Origin of the sequence: Corynebacterium liangguodongii, from assembly GCF_003070865.1 — a bacterium.
GTDB lineage: Bacteria > Actinomycetota > Actinomycetes > Mycobacteriales > Mycobacteriaceae > Corynebacterium > Corynebacterium liangguodongii.
Genome location: NZ_CP026948.1, coordinates 451,467 through 468,354, shown reverse-complemented (window position 1 = coordinate 468,354; position 16,888 = coordinate 451,467). Strand labels below are relative to the sequence as shown.

The window sequence follows — 16,888 nt, the reverse complement described above, 5'->3', positions numbered from 1 at the left end:
TGTGTACTGCGCGATGTGGAACGCCGAAGAGGCAAAGTCCCAGGTCGCGACGGACCCTCGCGTCCACATCACGCAGTACACACCGCGCAGTGGGCCCCGCTGCCCCCGACCCCAGCGGCACCGCAAGCCCTACAACCTGCCCAGCGCTTGCAGCTGCTCAGCGCGTCCGAGAGGGCCATCGATATCGTGGAGAATCGTGCTGGTCAGACCGGCACCGTCCGGCCCCCACACATTGGTTGATTCCAACCCGTTCCACCGCCCCGACGGGTAGCGGTACAGGTGAACGGTCAGATCGACGTTGGGGAATGCCCACTCGGTGGGACTGTGGTGGACGGCGATGCCGTTGGCGATGTCGATGCGGGAAAAGTACTCCGCGAGCGCGATGCGCTCGTCGGTGTCGACCATCGTCGTCTCAGAGGTAAACCACGAGAAGAACGTGCCCTCCGGCAGGCCGGTGACCTTGCGCCCCACAAGCTGGCGGATGAACCCGCCCTCCCACATCCCGGAGAATCCCTGGTCCTTGCACTCCTCGGGAGCGGGGTACGTCTGCTGGGTAGCGGTTTCCACGTCGCTCGTGTCAAGCGCGTCGAGGTACCAGATGCGAGCGATGATCGCGGCCCGTCCCGCCAGATGCACCGTTACCTCGACGAGCTCGATCTTGCGTCCGGGCCTGATGGTCTTTGCCTCGACGCTCGCTTCCTCCAGCGGGAGACGGCCGAGGATGTCGTAGGACACGCGCACCAGCCGCTTCGTGTCACCGGGTTCACGGGATCGCTGGGCGACGTGCACGATCAACCCGGCGAGGCTGGAGAAGTGGTAATCCTGCGCCGACCAGGCGCCTTCGCAGTGGGAGGTGGGAGCGAACGCCATGTCGCCTGTGCGTCGGAAGTATGACTCTGTCACGATTATCTCCTTTTCTATCGTGCGCTGACGTCGCCGAACTTGTTCGCCACCGTCGCGAGCAACGCGGGGCGCGCTGCCATCCACGCCGCGGCCATGATGGTGAGTGAGAGCAGAAAGACGATGAGCCCGGTGATGTCACCTGCGTATTCGGCGGGGTCAGCCGAGCCGCGGGCGGCGTACATGTGGTTGAGGTTGCGCAGCGCCCCGGTGGCGAAGACCAGCAGGACGTGCACGGTGATGAAGCCGACGAAGTAGATCATCACCGGGAAGTGGAGTGCGCGGGCGACGTGCGCCGGGTAGAGCTTCGACGCCGTTGTCCAGGTTTCCTTCCAGAACCCGCTCATGCGCACCCCGGAGATGATCGCCAGGGGCGCGGCGATGAACACGGTGATGAAGTACGTCAGAAGCTGCAGCGCGTTGTAGTGCACCCATCCGTTCTCGGTCGGCCAGTTCAGTGTCAGGTACTGCAGCCCCGCGGACAGCGCGTTGGGGAAGACATCGGGGCCGGCGGGCACAATGCGCTTCCACTGCCCGGTGGTGAACAACAGGATGTAGAAAAGTGCCCCGCACGCGACCCAGACCACGTCGAGGGTTTGGTGGAACCACAGCGTGAGGCTGATTTTTTTGCCCCCGCCGCGCGGGGTCCAGTACGCCTGAGGTTTGGTTTCCCGGCGCACGGAGATGCCCGTGCGGATGATCAGCACCATCAAAAACGCGTTGAAGAAGTGCAGCGCGTTGAGCCACACCGGGAACCCGATGGGCGCGTCGGCGGGCTGGCTCGGGTGGCCGTTGTAGCGCTCGATGAAGCTCGCTCCCCACTCGGTCAGCGTGATGTAGCGCGCGCTCATCACGGTCATCGCGGCCAGCACCACCAGCCCAGCCGCGGCGAGGAGGATCCGCCCGGGCTTGCGCTTCTCGACGCCCTCCCCACCACGCCCACTCTCGACCACCGGAGGTGCGGGAACTGGCTCTGGCGCTGCGGCAGGAACAGCAACAGGCTCCGGCTCGACATGGGTCACCGGCGGCCACGGTTTCCCGCCTTTGACCCGCGGCAACCCCTGGCGCATCGCGGCGGGTTGCGCGACCGACACGTGTGCCGGCTCCGGCGCCGGCGCCGGCGCTGGCGCCACCTCTCCGGCGATCTCGGCCGGCGGCCACGGTTGCCCGCCTTTGACTCGGGGCAGGCCCCGTCGTAGTGCTGTTGCCATGGGCTCCTACTTTCGTTTCTGAAGGGCGTCGATAAGCTTCGGCGCAACCTCGAACACGTCGCCGACGATGCCGAAATCGGCGATCTGGAAGATGGGAGAGTCGGGATCTTTGTTGATCGCCACGATCGTGTCCGCGGTTTGCATGCCCGCGAGGTGCTGGATCGCGCCGGAGATGCCCAGCGCTATGTAGAGCTGCGGGGAGATAACGACACCGGTCTGGCCAACCTGGTGGGCGGCTGCCACGTAACCCGCGTCCACGGCGGCGCGCGAGGCACCCACGGCAGCACCGAGGGCATCAGCGAGCCCGCCAACGATGCGTTCAAACTCCTCCGACGAGCCCAGCGCGCGACCCCCGGAGACCACACGCGGCGCGCTACGTAAGTCGGGGCGCGACCCGTCCGCGCTCGCCGCCTCGACCGCCGTCACCGTGGCCGCGCGCGCCCCGGAGGCGGTGACCTCGAGCGTCTCAACGCCCGGGGTTGCCGGCTCGGCGCGGTGGTCCACGGCGCCGAGGCGCATGGTGACCACGGGCGCGTCGTGGGTCGACGCCGCCACAGCCTGGTACGTGCCGCCGAACGCGGAGTGATCGGTAACCAGGCCGAGCTCGTCACGGCGCAGGGCCGTGGCATCGACGTTGAGGGCGCGGCGCAGGCGCACCGCCAGGCGCGCCGCAACGTCACGGCCCGCAATGGAGTGTGCGCACACAATCGCGGCGGGTGAAACATGCGCCTCGGCGGCGACGGCGGCGTCGACAAGCGGGACAGTGAGGGTGGTGGTGTCGATACGCGCGGCGAGCACGCGACTCGCCCCTAAGCCGCCGAGCTGCTCAGAGACAGCGTCGTCAGCCTCGTCGGCGCAGAGACCGACGAGCGCGACGGGCTCGCCGACGAGGCTTGCCGCCCCGATCAGTTCCGCGGCCGAGGGTGCGAGCGCGCCGTCGCTGCCGCGGTCGACCACGACGAGAATTGCAGGCTGGTCCATGGTGGTCTCCTTAAATCAGGCGGTTGGCCGCTAGGTAGTCGGCGAGCTGCTCGGCGGCGCTGCCGTCGTCGGTGATGATGGTCCCGGCCTCGCGCGGCGGCCGCTGCGCGACCTCGAGCATGATCGATTTGGCCCAGGAAAAATCCTCCGGGTCGATGCCGAGATCGGCCAGGGTGAGTTTGTCCACCGGCTTCTTCTTCGCCGCCATGAGCCCCTTGAAGTTGGGGTAGCGCGGCTCCGGGAACGCCTCCGTCACAGACACCACCGCCGGCAGCTGCGCGCTCAGCGTCATTCGCCCGTCGTCGATGGTGCGCGTGGCCGTGATCTCACCGCCGCTTACCGCCATGTCGGCGACGTTGGTCAGCTGCGGGTAGCCCAACAGCTCCGCGACCATGGTCGGCACCACTCCCGCGTTGCCGTCGGTGGAGTAGTTGCCGGCGACCACGAGGTCGAACTCCTCGCGCGACAGCACCGCCGCGATCGCCTCCGCCGTCTGCCCGAGATCGGCGCCGGCCAGTGCGGCGTCGCTGACCAGCACGGCCGCGTCCGCACCCATCGCGAGACCGCGGCGCACGCTGCTTTCCGACGCCTCCGGGCCGACGCTGATGAGGTGAACGCTCGCCTCCCCGACAGCCTCCGCCAGCACCAGAGCGGCCTCCACGGCGCGTTCGGCAATTTCATCGAGCACGGTATCCCCGGAGCGTTCGGTCAGCCCGGTTTCGAGGTCAAGGCCGCGCTCCCCGTAGGTGTCGGGGACGTCTTTGACCAGCACTGCTATGCGCATCGGATTCTCCTCGTCGGTGTTTTCTAAGTCTCTAGGTTTTCGTCCACGACGTACGCCGCCTCTGTCGCCTCGTCGATGTCGTTGACACTGACGCCCGGCGCGAGGACGCGCAGCACCAAGTGGTCGCCGTCGACGTCGAAGACGCCCAGGTTGGTGATGATCCGGTCGACCACCGCCTTTCCCGTCAGCGGCAGGGTGCACTCGCGCAGCAGCTTCGGCGCGCCGGCGCGGGTCACGTGGTCGGTGAGCACGATGACCCGAGGTGTGCCGGCGACGAGGTCCATCGCCCCGCCCATGCCCTTGACCATCTTGCCCGGCACCATCCAATTGGCCAGGTCGCCGTTTTGGGCGACCTCCATCGCGCCGAGGATGGCGACCTTCACCTTGCCGCCGCGGATCATGGCGAAGCTCGTCGCCGAGTCGAACACCGCTGCACCCTGGCGCAGGGTGACCGTCTGCTTTCCCGCATTGATGAGATCCGCGTCCTCTTCGCCGTCGTAGGGGAACGGCCCCATGCCGAGGATGCCGTTTTCGCTTTGCAGGATCACATCCACGCCTTCTGGCAGGTTGTTGGCCACCAGCGTGGGAATCCCGATTCCCAAGTTGACGTAGTCACCGTCGCGCAGCTCGGCGGCGGCACGGGCCGCCATGTCGTCGCGGGTCCATCCGATATCCATCTAGCTCTCCCTTTCCGCTGGCTTGGGCCGCACGGTGCGCTGCTCAATCGGCTTGTCGCCTGTGCCCACCTCGACGATGTGGTCGACGTGGACGCCCGGGGTCATCACCGCGTCCGGGTCGATGGAGCCGAGCGGGCCAAGCGTTTCCACCTCTGCGATGGTGACCACCCCGGACTCGGCGCACAGCGGGTTGAAGTTACGCGCGGTACGCCGGTAGACCAGGTTTCCTCCCACGTCGCCGGCGAAAGCGTGGACAAGGCCGACATCGGCGACGATTCCGCGCTCAAGCACGTACTCGCGGCCGTCGAAAAGCGCGGTGGGCTTGCCGCGGGCGATCTCGGTGCCCACCCCGGTTGCCGTGTAGAACGCGGGGATTCCCGCTCCCCCGGCGCGCAACCGCTCGGCGAGCGTGCCTTGCGGTGTGAACTCAACCTCCAACTCGCCGGCGAGGTAGGCCCTGGCGAACTCCTTGTTCTCCCCGACGTAGCTTGCCACGACCTTTTTCACCTGTGAGTTTTCCAGCAGGATGCCGAGGCCCACGCCGTCGATGCCCATGTTGTTGGACACGATGGTGAGGTTTGTGCGACCCACGCGCGAAAGCGAGCGGATCAGCTCAAACGGGTTGCCGCTGAGCCCGAAGCCGCCGACGGCGACGACCATCCCGTCGCGCACGGTGTCCGCGACCAGCTCGTCGAGCTCATCACGGGCGATCTTCTTGTTCAGCGCCACGTCCTACACCCACCCTAAAACGCGCGGGGCCATCTCACGCAGCTCGATCTTGCGCACCTTGCCGCTGACCGTCATCGGGTACGAGGTCACGGTGTACACGTAGCGCGGCACCTTGTGGCGCGACAGCTTGCCCTGGGCGAACTCGGCGATGTCCTCGGCAGTTATCGGGTCCGCACCGTCGCGCAGGATGATCCACGCCATGGTTTCCTCGCCGTACTTCTCGTCCGGCACGCCGATGACCTGGGCGTCGACGATGTCCGGGTGGGTGAAGAGGAACTCCTCGATCTCGCGGGGGTAGATGTTCTCCCCGCCGCGGATCACCATGTCCTTGAGTCGGCCCGTCACCGAGAGGTAGCCCTGCTCGTCGAAGGTGCCCAGGTCGCCGGTGCGCATCCAGCCGTCCTCGGTGATCGCCTCCGCGGTCTTCTCCTCGTGCTCCCAGTAGCCCTTCATCACCGAGTAGCCGCGGACCCAGATTTCGCCCTGTGTGCCGACGCCCAGCGGAGCGTCAGAGGAGGCGTCGACAAGCTTGCACTCGAGGTGCGGCTGGATCAGCCCGACGGTGTTGACGCGCTTGTCCTCGGGCGAATCCGCGCGCGTTTGGAACGACACCGGCGAGGTTTCCGTCATGCCGTAGCAGATGGTCACCTCCGTCATGCCGAACTTGGTCATCACGTCGCGCATCGTCTTCGACGGGCACGACGTGCCCGCCATCACGCCGGTGCGCAGGCTGTCGAGCTTGTAGGGGCTGCCGAACTCGTCGTGGTCGTGGGCCTCTTCGAGCTCCTGGATGAACATCGTCGGCACGCCGTACAGCGAGGTGGCCTTGCTTACCTGCGCCGCCTTGAGCGTCTCGCGGGCCTTGAACGACGGCGAGGGGATGATCACCGTCGCGCCGTGCGAGAACGCCCCGATGGTGCCCATCACCATGCCGAAGCAGTGGAAGAACGGCACCGGCACCACGACGCGGTCCTCGTGGGTGATGTTTTGGTGCTCGGCCACGAAGAAGCCGTTGTTGAGGATGTTCTTGTGGGTCAGCGACGCGCCCTTGGGAAAGCCCGTCGTACCCGAGGTGAACTGGATATTGATCGCGTCGTCGGCGTCCAGCTTGCTGGTGTGGGCGCTTAAGTCGTCGATCTCGCCGTGCATCGCGTCGAACCAGTCCGCTGAGCCGAAGTAGATCACGTGCTCGACGTTGACTCCGCGCTGCTTGCGGGCCTCGTTGAGCATGGAGCGGTAGTCGGAGTCCTTGAACCGGGGCGCGGCGAAGACGACCTTGGTACCGGACTTCTCCAGCACGTAGTTCAACTCGGACTGGCGGTACGCCGGGTTGATGTTGACCAGGATCAGGCCGACGAGGTGGCAGGCCCACTGCACGATGATCCACTCCCACCGGTTGGTCGACCAGATGGCCACCCGGTCGCCTTTGCGCAGGCCCTGGCGGACAAGCGCTGAGGCAAGCCTCAGCACGCGGTTGTAGAAGCGCTCGTAGGTAAAGGACACGTCTGCGTAGACGTCGACGATGCAATCGCGCTGCGGATACCTCTCAACAACCTCGCGCAGCATCTGGCCCAGCGTCTGGGTCAGCAGTGGCGGCGCGCCCTGCTCGATTGTCTGGCCGCGCACCCAGGAAAGCTTGCGCCCGTGCTCGTCGATGGCGATGGAACCCCAGGCGGTTGCTTCGAACTTGGGGGTAAAAGTCTCAGTGGTGTCTGTGGTCATGATCAGTTGGCCTTTCCTTTATTAGCGGCGCGGCGAGCGATCGACTGCGCCTGGCGAAACAGCGGCTCATCAACCATGCGGCCCTCAAAAGCAAAGGCCCCGCGGTTGTTTTCGGCCTCGGCGAGCAGACGCCGCGCCCAGTCGACCTCGTCGTCGCTGGGGCGGTACTGCTCGCGAATCACAGCAACCTGCGAGGGGTGGATGCACACCGTCGCCGCGTAGCCCAGCGCGGCGGCATCGGCGGCTTCTGCGCGCAACCCCTCGAGGTCACCGATGTTGACGTAGACGGAATCGAGCGCGGCCTTGCCGTTCGCGGCCGCCGCGAGCTGCACCCAGGCCCGCGCCGCGCGGGGCACGTCGCGGTAGGTGCCGTCGCCGTGGCGTGACGACGACCCGCCTAACCCCGCGGTTAAGTCTTCCGCGCCCCAAAACATCGCGACCACGCCGTTGTGCGCGGCGATCTCGTCGGCTCGAAGCACCCCTCGCGGGGTTTCGATAAGCGCGATGACCTGCGCGTCAGGCAGGGCGGCGAGAAGCGCGCTCACGTCGCTCGCGCTTTCGGCCTTCGGCAGCATTACCTGCCGGTACGCGGTAGCGGAAATGGCTGCGAGATCTCTAGCGAAGTGCTCTGTCGCGCTCGGGTTGACCCGCACAATGGTGCGCGCCGGGTCGAGCCCGCTGGCGGTGATGTTCTCCCGCGCAGCCTGCTTGTTCTCCGGGCGGCAGCCGTCCTCGAGGTCGAGGATGACCATGTCAGCGCGCTCAAGCGCGGTGGCGAAGCGGTCCGCGCGGTCCGCGGGGGTAAACAGCAGTGCCGGGCCCGCCGGCAACCACGGGGTGTTCATCAGCCCTCCTCCCCTGACGTGTGTCCCGCCGGGGCGCACTGCACCAGCGTGGAGCGAACCGCCTTGCACACCACGTCGCCGTGCTGGTTGCGTCCGATGTGCTCGAGGTGCACGATCCCTTGGCCTGGGCGGGAGGCGGACAGGCGCTTGCCGGTGCACACCGTCTCCGCGTACAAGGTGTCGCCGTGGAACATCGGGTTGGGGAAGGAAACCTCGCTAAACCCGAGGTTGGCGACGATCGTGCCCAAGGTGAGCTGGGAGACCGATAGGCCCACCACCGTGGACAAGGTCCACATCGAATTGACCAGCCTTTTCCCGCCGAAACCCGGCTGCTTGGACGCCCAGTGGGCATCTAAGTGCAGCGGCTGGGTGTTCATGGTCAGGGTGGTAAACGTCACGTCGTCGGTCTCGGTCACGGTGCGCCCCGGGCGGTGCAGGTAGCGCACGCCTTCTTCGTACTGCTCGAACCACAGCCCTCGCTGCTCGACGGTTCGCGGTGTCGTTGTCATCGCCGCACCCGCCCTTAGAGCCCGAGCCCGCGGGCGATGAGCATCAACTGGACTTCGCTGGTGCCCTCGCCGATTTCGAGGATCTTCGAATCCCGGTAGTGACGCGCCACGCGGTACTCGTTCATGAACCCGTAGCCGCCGTGGATCTGGGTGGCGTCGCGGGCGTTGTCCATCGCCGCCTCGGAGGCCACGAGCTTGGCTACCGACGCCTCCTTGCGGAAGTCCTCGCCGGCAACCATCTTCGCGGCCGCGTCCATCCAGGCCAGGCGCGCGGTGTGGGCGCGCGCTTCCATGCGCGCGATGGTGAAGGAAATCGCCTGGAACTCGGAAATCTTGCGCCCCATGGACGTACGCTCCTTGGCGTACTTGACGCTCTCGTCCACACACCCCTGCGCCGCACCGGCCGACAACGCGGCGATGGCCACGCGGCCCTCACCCAGGATGGACAGGAAGTTGGCGTAGCCGCGGCCGCGCTGCCCGAGCAGGTTGGACTGCGGTACCCGAGCGTTACTGAAGGTCAGCGGGTGGGTATCAGACGCGTTCCACCCGACCTTGTCGTACGCTGGCTCGGCGGTGAAGCCGGGGGTGTCCGTGGGCACGATGATGGTGGAGATTTCCTTCTTGCCGTCGTCTTTTTGGCCGGTCACTGCGGTGACGGTGACAAACTTGGTGATGTCGGTGCCGGAGTTGGTGATGAACTGCTTGGAGCCGTTGACGATAAAGTCCGTGCCGTCTTCGGTGGCGGTGGTGCGCGTCGCGCCCGCGTCCGAACCGGCCCCGGCCTCTGTCAGGCCGAACCCGGCGAGCGCGCTGCCGGAGGCCAGCTCCGGCAGGTAGGCCTGCTTCTGTTCCTCGGTGCCGAAGCGCAGGATGGGCATTTCACCCAGGCTCACGGCGGCCTCGAGCGTGATGGCCACGGACTGATCCACGCGCCCGAGCTCCTCGAGAGCCAAACCCAGCAGCAGGTAGTCGCCTCCCATCCCGCCGTACTCCTCGGGGATCGGCAGGCCGAACAGGCCCATCTCCCCCATCTGTGCGACAACCTCGTAGGGGAAGCTGTGCTCCTTGTCGTGTGTGTAGGAAACGGGGTCGACGACCTCGTTAGCGAATTCGCGAACGATGCTGCGCAGCTCGCGGTATTCTTCGGGCAGGTGGGAAATGTTGATCTCGCTCATGGTGGTGTCCTTTTACTTGTCGGTTGCTACGGGGTTCTCGGTGTTCTCGGGGTCTTCGTCGGGGGTGATGGTCGCCAGCACGAGGCCACCGGGGACTTGTTCGCCGACCTGGCAGGAAAACGCCACGGTGCCGGCAACCTCAGCGCGCAAGACGTGCTCCATCTTCATCGCCTCGACTGCGAGCACGGCGACGCCCGGTTCCACCCGCGCGCCTTCTGCGACGGAGTGGACGATGACGGTGCCCGGCATCGGCGAGACCAGCGTGGTGGCCGAACCCGACTCCTTCTCGGCCGCCGCGCGGCCCGCGTCGTATTTGACCAGCAGCCAGGTCCCTGCGGGACTGCTGACCTGCACGTCTGCACCCTGAACGCTGGTGCGAACGTCGCGGCGCACGCCTCCGGCGACCACGCTGAACCCGTCCGCGCGGCGGCGCGCCTCGATGCGTTCTGTCTCGCGGCCCTCGACGTCGGTGATCCACACGCCCGGATCGGCGGCGTCCTCGACGACGGAGACGAGGTACTCACCGGTCGTGTCGGCGAGCCTGACAGTGAAGGGATGTCCCCCGCTCAGGCGCCACCCGTCGGCGGTGGCCCAGGCGCCGCGGCGCTCGCTAAGGCGGGTGGAGAAGCGCAGCTCGAGCGCGGCCAGGCCGAGCACGTCCGTGGGCGTTTCGCTGGGCTCGTACGCACCGGCCACCCGATCCAGCAGCCCGGTATCCAAGGCACCGGAGCGGACCTCGTCGATGCTGAGCAGGTAGCGGTTGAAGTCGGTGTTCACGCCCACCCCTGTGATGACCAGGTTGGCCAGGGCGGCGTCGAGACGCTCCAGCGCTTGGGCGCGGTCGGCGCCGTGGGCGATGACCTTCATCAGCATCGGGTCGTACAGCGAAGTGACCTCCGCGCCGTCGCTCACGCCCGAATCCACGCGCACGTGCTCGCCCGTCGGCTCGATCACCCGCGAGATCACCCCGCCGGTGGGCAAGAACCCGTTCGCCGGGTCCTCGGCGTAGATGCGGGCCTCCATCGCGTGGCCGTCGAGCCGCACGTCGTCTTGGGTCAGCGGCAACTTCTCACCGCGCGCGATCGCCAGCTGCAGCGCGACGAGGTCAAGCCCGGTGATTTCCTCGGTCACGGGATGCTCCACCTGCAGCCTCGTGTTCATTTCCATGAAGTAGAAGTCGCCCGGGCGCGCGGCGGGAACGATGAATTCCACGGTTCCGGCGCCGACGTAGTTGACCGCTCGCGCGGCATCGCAGGCGGCTTGGCCGATCGCGGCGCGGGTGGAGGTGTCGAGAAGCGGGCTAGGCGCTTCCTCGATGACTTTCTGGTGGCGGCGCTGCAGCGAGCACTCGCGCTCGGCGAGGTGGATGACGTTGCCGTGCGTATCGGCGAGGATCTGCACCTCGATGTGGCGCGGGGTGTCCACGAAGTGCTCGACGAAGAGGGTGTCGTCGCCGAAGGCGCCCGCCGCTTCTCGACGCGCCCGCGTCAGCGCCTCGGCCATCTCCTCGATAGCTTCGACGCGGTGCATGCCCTTACCCCCGCCGCCGGCGGAGGGCTTGATCAGGACGGGAAAGCCGATGCCCGGGGCGGCGTCGAGAAGCTCGGCGTCGCTTAGACCCGGCCGCGAGATCCCCGGCACGGTGGGCACGCCTCTCTTTTCGACGGCCGCACGCGCCGAGATCTTGTCACCCATGATCTCGATGGCGGACGCCGGCGGGCCGATGAAGACGATGCCGGCGTCCTCGCACGCCTTGGCAAACTCGGCGTTTTCCGACAGGAAGCCGTAGCCGGGGTGGATGGCCTGCGCCCCGGTGCGCGTGGCGGCGTCGAGGATCTTCTCCGCCACGAGGTAGGACTCGCGCGCCGGGGCGGCGCCGATGTGCACCGCGACGTCGGCCTCGCGCACGTGGCGGGCGTCGGCGTCCGCGTCGGAGTACACGGCCACCGAGCGCACGCCGGCGGCGCGCAGGGTCCGGATGATGCGGCAGGCGATCTCGCCGCGGTTGGCCACTAAAACGGTGTCGATGTGGGTTGCGTTCATGGTCGTTGTCTCCTACATCCGGAAGACGCCGTAGCCGGCGTCGTCAAGCGGGGCGTTCGCCGCGGCGTCGAGGGCGAGGCCCAGGACGCGCCGGGTGTCGGCCGGGTCGATGACTCCGTCGTCCCACAGGCGAGCGGAGGAGTAGTAGGGGTGGGATTCGCGCTCGAACTGCTCGCGGATGGGAGCCTCGAAGTCCTCCTGCTCCTGCGCGCTCCACTGCCCGCCGGAGCGCTCGATCTGGTTGCGGCGCACCGTGGACATGGTCATCGCGGCTTGCGGGCCGCCCATCACGGAGATCCGCGCGTTGGGCCACATCCACAAGAACCTCGGGGAGTAGGCGCGGCCGCACATGGAGTAGTTGCCGGCGCCGAACGCGCCGCCGATGACCACGGTGAACTTGGGCACGCGCGTGGTGGCCACGGCGTTGACCATCTTTGCGCCGTGCTTGGCAATGCCCCCGGCCTCGTACTCGCGCCCCACCATGAACCCGGTGGTGTTTTGCAGGAACACGAGCGGGATGGCGCGCTGGTCGCACAGCTCGATGAAGTGGGCGCCCTTTTGCGCGGATTCGGAAAACAGGATGCCGTTATTGGCGACGATTCCGACCGGGTGTCCGTAGATGCGCGCGAACGCGGTGACCAAGGTGGTGCCGTACTCGGATTTGAACTCGTCGTACTGGCCTCCGTCGACGATGATCTCGATGGCGTCGCGCACGTCGTAGGGGTCGCGGCTGCCGACCGGGACGACGTCGTAAAGCTCGTCCTGCGCACGGGTGGGCGCGACCGGTTCGATGACGTCCCAGGCGGGCTTTTTGTCGCGCGGCAACGTGGCGACGATGCGTCGCACCCGCGCCAGCGCGTCCGCGTCATCGAGCGCCAGGTGGTCCGTCACGCCGGAGATCGAGGAGTGCAGGTCGCCGCCGCCGAGTTCTTCGGGCGTGACCTCCTCACCCGTCGCGGCTTTGACCAGCGGCGGTCCAGCCAGGAAGATGGTGCCCTGGTTTTTCACGATGACGTTTTCGTCCGCCATGGCCGGCACGTAGGCGCCGCCCGCGGTGCAGGACCCCATGACGGCTGAGATTTGCGGGATGCCCCGCTTGGACATGTTGGCCATGTTGTAGAAGATGCGCCCGAAGTGGTCGCGGTCGGGGAAGACGTCGGCTTGGTTGAGCAGCATCGCTCCCCCGGAGTCGACGAGGTAGATGCACGGCAGGTGGTTGTCGGCTGCGATTTCCTGGGCGCGCAGGTGCTTTTTCACCGTCATCGGGTAGTAGGTGCCGCCGGAGACGGTGGCGTCGTTGGCGACGACTAGGCAGGTGCGGCCCTCGACCATGCCGATGCCCGCGATGACGCCGGCGGACGCGATTTTGCCGCCGTACATGTCGTGGGCGGCCAGAGGCGCGACCTCGAGAAACGGTGATCCGGGGTCGAGGAGCTGGTTGATGCGCTCACGCGGCAGGATCTTGCCGCGTGAGGTGTGCCGCTCGCGCGCGGCGTCGGATCCGCCTCGCGCGGTCTCGCGCAGGACGCGTGAGAGATCCTCCACGAGCTCGAGGTGCTGCTCGCGGTTGTCGTGTGGAGAGGTCAAGGGTTGTCCCCCCTTTGAAGGGTCGTGGGTGTGAGCCGGAACTTCAGTTAATCGTGATTAACTTTGTTTCGACCAACAATCTAACCCGTCGCAGTGTGTCCCACAACACGTTTCGCGGAAATTTTTATTTTCCCTAAGAAAACAGCGCGCTCATCGCCATCCGGTAGGCGTGCTCGCGCACCACCTCCGGCCCCGCGCGCTTGATCACGTACCTGATCGAGTTGATCATCCCGGCCCCAAGCTGCACCCTCATCCGCGCCACGTCGGCTCCGAGGCCCGGCTCGGCCCGCTCGAGCACCTCGGTCCACATCGCCAGGTACTCGCGCTGCTTGGCGCGCACCAGCTCCTGGCTCGACGGGTCCAGGTTCTTCAGCTCCCTTTCCTGCACGCTGACCACGTTGGGCTCGGTCACGCCGATGGTGACATGGAACGCCACGAGCTCCCCCATCACCTCGCGAGCGCTCGCGTCCCGACGCCCCCCGGCATCAATAATTTCCCTCGCCCCCGCGATGAGGCGGTCGGAAATTTCATCGAGAATCTCCGCCAGCAGCGCGTCCTTGCTCTCGACATAGCGGTACATCGCCGGGCCGGAAATGCCCACGGCGGCCCCGACGTCAGCGAGCCTGGTCTGGTGAAACCCCTTGCGCGCCATGATGTCCGCCGCCGCCGTAAGCAGCTCCCGACGCGTCTTCGCCTTCTCGCGCTGGCGTTGCGTTCCCATTTCCTTGTTCTGCGCCACATCCCAACTCTATCGGCGCCCGGCCCACCGGCGGCAGAGCGCGTGCGCGCAGCGTATCGACGACCAACCGTGCGCGTTCGAAGTCCAGATCACGCACGGTGGCCCCGACCGGCCCCGGCACCAGGTCGAGTCGGACGTGCGCGAGACCCAGCGCCCGGCGCAGCGGGCCCTGGGTGTAGGTGAGCTCCTGGATGTGGGGCACCTCCACCACCGCGTAGCGCCTCGAAAGCGCCCCGGAGGTCACCACCGCGGTGCCGTCGCGAAGCACAAGCGACTGGCGGTGCCAATCCACCGGTGAGACCCACCGCGCCCGGCGCGGGGTGCGCACGTCCACATCCGCCGTGGCCGGGTCGATCTCCGCTAACTCACCGACCTGAAGCGGGCTTAGCGCGCGCACGACCGCGAGCGCCTCTGCGAGGGTGCCCACCGGCAGAAGTGTGAGCGTCCCGCCGTCGCCAGCAGTTTTGTACCCGGCGACGTTGACCTTGACCTCCCACCAGCCCAGCGGGCGCCACAGCGGGGGCTGGGTGAGCGAGACCGCGTGGATGCGGTCCAACGGCACGGCCTGGCGGCGTCGATTAGCAAGGCCGTAGGTGACGGTGACAACCTCGTCTCCGCGCACGGCCTGGAAACGCCAGGACTGATCGACCATCCGCCAGACCGAGGGAAAAACACCGATGAGGACCGGGATTGCCGCCGCGGGACTGAGGCTGGTGGCCAGTGGAATAGCCGTGAACGCGGCGGCGATAAGCGTGCTCACCCGCAGCAGCGTCCCCAGCAGCGTGCGGCGAATCGGCACAGGGGAAACCAGAAAGTCTTCTGCGCCCGCGTCTACGTCCGCCCCCTCGCGGGCCACCGCGCGCATGATCTCCACGCGAACCCGCTCAGCCTCGTCCTTAGGCAGGTAGGCGATCTCGATGGCGGAATCCGCCCCACCGGCCGCCTCGACGCGCACGGCGGCCAAGCCGAAGATCCTGGCGACGAAGGGCTCGACGACGTCGACGGCCTGGATGCGCTCGAAACGGGCGGTGCGCACGTGCGTTGTCACCACGCCGCGCTTGAGGCCAAGTTCTTCCTCCCCGATGCCGAAGCCCATCCTCGCCCACCACAGCTGGGAGATGCCGAAGAGCACAGCGATGCCTGCGGCGAAGATCCCCACCCCGCGCGCGAGATCCCCAAGGCCGAACCCTTCCGCGCGGGCCCAGTTCACCAGCGGCTCGTAGAAGTTCACCGCGGCAATCACGGCCAGCGCGGCAAGCGTGGTCCAGGCCTTGAGAAGCGGCGTGAGCCTGTGGACTTTCCTCTCCATCACAGCCCGCTCATGCGCTCGCGGGCTTTTTCGGCGAGGCGGTCCCTCAACGCATCTGCCTCGCCGGCCTCAATTCCCGGCAAAGACGACACCGAGGTTGTCGACGCCGTGTTCACCACCAGGGATTTGAGCCCCGCCGCGCGCTCGATCGGGCCCGAGGTGACATCGACGAACTGGATGCGCCCGTAAGGCACGACCGTCATGGATCGCCACACCCGTCCGTTGGCCAGGATCAGCTCGTCCTCTGTCTCCAGCCACCCCATCGCGCGCACCCGCAGCGGGATGAGAACGAGGTTCCATACGGTGAGTGCGACGACGATGCCGAGCGCGATGAGCCACCACTTTCCCCAGCGCACGCAGGCGTAGGCGGCGCCGCCACCGAGGATGAGTGCCCACGTCAGTGTGCCCACGTATTGAGGGATGATCAGGCGCGGGGACACCCGGTTCATCTCCTCGACAGATCTCGGTAGCGCACGCGTCATAGGTGCCATCTTAGCTAATGGAAATCCCGCCCCCGAGGCGCGTTGAGACCATACGAAGAGACTTCATGGCGACCAGTAAATTCAACGATCCCAGGGGTTGACGTAGCACTGTTTTTCCCCTAAGCTCATGTACGCAGTGGCGGCGTTGAAACACACGTACCGCGCTAATTCCAGTGGCCAGATCGCTCGCGCGATCTGGCCACTGAGCATTACAAAGGAATCGGTATGCTTATTGCTTATCTTGATGAGTTCGGACACCAGGGCCCATACATCCGCCACGACCACAAGAAGTTCAACACACACCCTTGTTTTGGATATGCGGGCTTCGTACTCCCCGCGGACAACGTGAGAAAAGCAGGCGGTTACTTCAAATACATCAAAGAAAAAATACATCAAAGAAAAACTGCTCGCTTGGGAAATTGAACATTCCAAAATTCCCTCAGAGCAATGGGAAAAGAAAGGTTCAGCCCTCCTCACGACGACAAACATCGATCAGTACAGCGATGAGATCCTTCCTGCCCTCCAAAGAATTTATCGCAAGCTTGGAAGCCTAGATGGGCACATCTTCTTCTACGGCCAGCAAAAACCATTGGGCCCGGTAAGCCAAACAAAAGAAACTTCTCAGGACCGCGAAAACCACTGCCTCATCCAATCAATAAACAGGCTGGGGACCTTTGCCTCCAACAAAAACGAACATCTCATGGTGGTCATGGATGCTACCGATACCGATAACCGAGAACGAGCCGTTGCAACGCTTGGGGCCACAATCTACTCTCGCAATAATAAAGAAAACCGAAGCATCGTAGAAGTTCCCCTACAAACAGAAAGTCACCTCTACAGCACAGTTCAGATGGCTGACTGGACTTGCGCCTTGCTAGGTAGGCTTACCGACTACCACTTCGCGGAACACTCCGAGTTTTCCTGGGCAGTTGATTTAGGCCGTGAGGTATTCAAGCTCTCAACACCCACTCCCAACTCCATAATGTGGTCGAATGCTGAAACCAAAGACTCTAAATGCTTCCCTGACCAACTGGTCAATGCCACCCCGTTCTGGGAGATCGAGCAAAGACGACATTCTCAGCAGGAACGAAAGCGGCTCAAAAATGGGGGAATGTACCAACGCCTCATAGACGCTAGCTCCCCGGAGTTTCAAGCAAAGCTAGACGACATAAGAAAAGGCGATACACTCTAATCT

At 65.8% G+C, this 16,888-nt stretch carries 17 protein-coding genes; 2 read left to right on the top strand and 15 right to left on the bottom strand.

Going from position 1 to position 16,888, the window contains the following annotated elements; all coding sequences use genetic code 11:
* Positions 1–129: 129 nt before the first annotated feature.
* From C3E79_RS02285 to C3E79_RS02215, 15 genes are all read right to left on the bottom strand, one after another.
* Positions 130–903: a thioesterase family protein gene (locus C3E79_RS02285; protein WP_108403451.1), complete on the bottom strand. Its 774-nt coding sequence runs from the start codon at positions 901–903 to the stop codon at positions 130–132.
* 14 nt (positions 904–917) lie between these two features.
* Complete coding sequence (locus tag C3E79_RS02280; protein WP_235840545.1) at positions 918–2,111, bottom strand: cytochrome b/b6 domain-containing protein; 1,194 nt, start codon at positions 2,109–2,111, stop codon at positions 918–920.
* 6 nt (positions 2,112–2,117) lie between these two features.
* Positions 2,118–3,092, bottom strand: coding sequence for an electron transfer flavoprotein subunit alpha/FixB family protein (locus tag C3E79_RS02275; RefSeq protein WP_108403450.1), 975 nt, complete (start codon positions 3,090–3,092; stop codon positions 2,118–2,120).
* 10 nt (positions 3,093–3,102) lie between these two features.
* Positions 3,103–3,876, bottom strand: coding sequence for an electron transfer flavoprotein subunit beta/FixA family protein (locus tag C3E79_RS02270; RefSeq protein WP_108403449.1), 774 nt, complete (start codon positions 3,874–3,876; stop codon positions 3,103–3,105).
* A gap of 23 nt (positions 3,877–3,899) precedes the next feature.
* Entirely contained in the window at positions 3,900–4,547 is a 648-nt protein-coding gene (locus tag C3E79_RS02265) for a 3-oxoacid CoA-transferase subunit B (RefSeq protein ID WP_179948331.1), read from the bottom strand.
* 6 nt (positions 4,548–4,553) lie between these two features.
* On the bottom strand, positions 4,554–5,276 hold the full coding sequence (locus tag C3E79_RS02260; protein ID WP_412778846.1) for a CoA transferase subunit A: 723 nt from the start codon (positions 5,274–5,276) through the stop codon (positions 4,554–4,556).
* A 9-nt stretch (positions 5,277–5,285) separates the two neighbouring features.
* A complete protein-coding gene (locus C3E79_RS02255; protein WP_108403447.1) occupies positions 5,286–7,004 on the bottom strand; it encodes an AMP-binding protein in 1,719 nt (572 codons plus the stop codon).
* 2 nt (positions 7,005–7,006) lie between these two features.
* Positions 7,007–7,849 carry an HpcH/HpaI aldolase/citrate lyase family protein gene (locus C3E79_RS02250; protein ID WP_108403446.1) on the bottom strand — a complete coding sequence of 281 codons (843 nt, stop codon included), beginning with the start codon at positions 7,847–7,849 and terminating at the stop codon, positions 7,007–7,009.
* Positions 7,849–8,358 carry a MaoC family dehydratase gene (locus C3E79_RS02245; protein WP_108403445.1) on the bottom strand — a complete coding sequence of 170 codons (510 nt, stop codon included), beginning with the start codon at positions 8,356–8,358 and terminating at the stop codon, positions 7,849–7,851. The genes C3E79_RS02250 and C3E79_RS02245 overlap by 1 nt, the downstream gene beginning before the upstream one ends.
* A gap of 14 nt (positions 8,359–8,372) precedes the next feature.
* Complete coding sequence (locus tag C3E79_RS02240; RefSeq protein ID WP_108403444.1) at positions 8,373–9,533, bottom strand: acyl-CoA dehydrogenase family protein; 1,161 nt, start codon at positions 9,531–9,533, stop codon at positions 8,373–8,375.
* 12 nt (positions 9,534–9,545) lie between these two features.
* Positions 9,546–11,576, bottom strand: coding sequence for an ATP-binding protein (locus C3E79_RS02235; RefSeq protein WP_108403443.1), 2,031 nt, complete (start codon positions 11,574–11,576; stop codon positions 9,546–9,548).
* Positions 11,577–11,588: 12 nt separating this feature from the next.
* Entirely contained in the window at positions 11,589–13,163 is a 1,575-nt protein-coding gene (locus C3E79_RS02230; RefSeq protein WP_108403442.1) for a carboxyl transferase domain-containing protein, read from the bottom strand.
* 133 nt (positions 13,164–13,296) lie between these two features.
* Positions 13,297–13,884, bottom strand: a complete 588-nt coding sequence (locus tag C3E79_RS02225; protein WP_108403441.1) for a TetR/AcrR family transcriptional regulator — start codon at positions 13,882–13,884, stop codon at positions 13,297–13,299.
* The gene (locus tag C3E79_RS02220; protein WP_108403440.1) at positions 13,778–15,211 is read right to left on the bottom strand and encodes a PH domain-containing protein; all 1,434 of its coding nucleotides are present in this window, start codon (positions 15,209–15,211) and stop codon (positions 13,778–13,780) included. Before C3E79_RS02220 ends, C3E79_RS02225 begins: the two co-directional genes overlap by 107 nt.
* Positions 15,211–15,693 carry a PH domain-containing protein gene (locus tag C3E79_RS02215; RefSeq protein WP_235840546.1) on the bottom strand — a complete coding sequence of 161 codons (483 nt, stop codon included), beginning with the start codon at positions 15,691–15,693 and terminating at the stop codon, positions 15,211–15,213. The genes C3E79_RS02220 and C3E79_RS02215 overlap by 1 nt, the downstream gene beginning before the upstream one ends.
* 225 nt (positions 15,694–15,918) lie before the next feature.
* On the opposite strand from C3E79_RS02215, the gene C3E79_RS11735 reads away from it, so the two are divergent.
* Positions 15,919–16,116 carry a DUF3800 domain-containing protein gene (locus C3E79_RS11735; RefSeq protein WP_328587436.1) on the top strand — a complete coding sequence of 66 codons (198 nt, stop codon included), beginning with the start codon at positions 15,919–15,921 and terminating at the stop codon, positions 16,114–16,116.
* Positions 16,085–16,885 (top strand): DUF3800 domain-containing protein, encoded by an 801-nt coding sequence (locus C3E79_RS11730; protein ID WP_341866414.1) that lies wholly within the window; start codon positions 16,085–16,087, stop codon positions 16,883–16,885. The genes C3E79_RS11735 and C3E79_RS11730 overlap by 32 nt, the downstream gene beginning before the upstream one ends.
* Positions 16,886–16,888 lie beyond the last annotated feature (3 nt).

Coding starts and splice junctions, on each gene's coding strand:
- C3E79_RS02280 (WP_235840545.1), bottom strand. CDS start 2,111: ATGGCAACAGCACTACGACGGGGCCTGCCCCGAGTCAAAGGCGGGCAA.
- C3E79_RS02275 (WP_108403450.1), bottom strand. CDS start 3,092: ATGGACCAGCCTGCAATTCTCGTCGTGGTCGACCGCGGCAGCGACGGC.
- C3E79_RS02270 (WP_108403449.1), bottom strand. CDS start 3,876: ATGCGCATAGCAGTGCTGGTCAAAGACGTCCCCGACACCTACGGGGAG.
- C3E79_RS02255 (WP_108403447.1), bottom strand. CDS start 7,004: ATGACCACAGACACCACTGAGACTTTTACCCCCAAGTTCGAAGCAACC.
- C3E79_RS02250 (WP_108403446.1), bottom strand. CDS start 7,849: ATGAACACCCCGTGGTTGCCGGCGGGCCCGGCACTGCTGTTTACCCCC.
- C3E79_RS02245 (WP_108403445.1), bottom strand. CDS start 8,358: ATGACAACGACACCGCGAACCGTCGAGCAGCGAGGGCTGTGGTTCGAG.
- C3E79_RS02240 (WP_108403444.1), bottom strand. CDS start 9,533: ATGAGCGAGATCAACATTTCCCACCTGCCCGAAGAATACCGCGAGCTG.
- C3E79_RS02235 (WP_108403443.1), bottom strand. CDS start 11,576: ATGAACGCAACCCACATCGACACCGTTTTAGTGGCCAACCGCGGCGAG.
- C3E79_RS02225 (WP_108403441.1), bottom strand. CDS start 13,884: ATGGGAACGCAACGCCAGCGCGAGAAGGCGAAGACGCGTCGGGAGCTG.
- C3E79_RS02220 (WP_108403440.1), bottom strand. CDS start 15,211: ATGGAGAGGAAAGTCCACAGGCTCACGCCGCTTCTCAAGGCCTGGACC.
- C3E79_RS02215 (WP_235840546.1), bottom strand. CDS start 15,693: ATGACGCGTGCGCTACCGAGATCTGTCGAGGAGATGAACCGGGTGTCC.
- C3E79_RS11735 (WP_328587436.1), top strand. CDS start 15,919: ATGCTTATTGCTTATCTTGATGAGTTCGGACACCAGGGCCCATACATC.